This is a genomic window from Streptomyces roseoverticillatus, from assembly GCF_000719265.1.
GTDB lineage: Bacteria > Actinomycetota > Actinomycetes > Streptomycetales > Streptomycetaceae > Streptomyces > Streptomyces roseoverticillatus.
In genome coordinates this window covers 1-939 of sequence record NZ_JOFL01000065.1, presented here as the reverse complement: position 1 = coordinate 939, position 939 = coordinate 1, and the positions used below count along the sequence as shown (strand labels likewise).

Sequence of the window (939 nt, the reverse complement as noted above, 5' to 3'; positions counted from 1 at the left end):
CATGTCGACGAGGTCGCGGTCGTCGCCGACGGAGCCGTTGCGGCAGACCCAGACGCCGTTGATGGCCACGTTGAGCTTGTCGGGGTCGAAAGCCGCGGACGTGGTGCCGATGGCCGACAGCACCCGGCCCCAGTTCGGGTCCTCGCCGTGCAGGGCACACTTGAGGAGGTTGTTACGGGCGATGGAGCGCCCGACCTCGACGGCGTCGTCCTCACTCGCGGCGTTGATCACCTCGATACGGATGTCCTTGCTCGCCCCTTCGGCGTCGCCGATGAGCTGGCGCGCGAGGTCGTCGCACACCTCCCGCACCGCCTCCGCGAACACATCCCGGTTTGGAGTGACACCGGAGGCGCCGGAGGCCAGCAGCAGCACCGTGTCGTTGGTGGACATGCACCCGTCCGAATCGACCCGGTCGAACGTCGTCCGGGTAGCGGCGCGCAGTGCTGTGTCGAGGCCCGCGGTGTCGATGTCGGCGTCGGTGGTCAGGACCACGAGCATGGTGGCCAGCCCCGGGGCGAGCATCCCCGCACCCTTCGCCATCCCGCCCACCGTCCAGCCCTCACCCTGCACGACCGCGGTCTTGTGGACCGTGTCGGTCGTCTTGATCGCGATGGCCGCCTTCTCACCGCCGTGCGCGGAGAGCCCGGCCGCCGCCTTCTCGATGCCGGGCAGCAGCTTGTCCATCGGCAGCCGGACACCGATCAGACCGGTGGAAGCGATCGCGATCTCCCCGGCGCTGTGACCCAGCACCTCCGCCGCCTTCTCAGCCGTCGCGTGAGTGTCCTGGAACCCCTCGGGCCCGGTGCAGGCGTTGGCACCACCGGAGTTGAGAACCACGGCAGAGACCTGCCCGCCCTTGACGACCTGCTGCGACCAGAGCACCGGCGCGGCCTTGACACGATTGGCGGTGAAGACACCCGCAGCGGCCAGACGCGGCCC

At 69.6% G+C, this 939-nt stretch carries 1 protein-coding gene; it reads right to left on the bottom strand.

Going from position 1 to position 939, the window contains the following annotated elements; all coding sequences use genetic code 11:
- Positions 1-939: bifunctional glutamate N-acetyltransferase/amino-acid acetyltransferase ArgJ (gene argJ / locus IF61_RS0131830; protein ID WP_030370022.1), on the bottom strand; the 939-nt coding region annotated here is incomplete at both ends.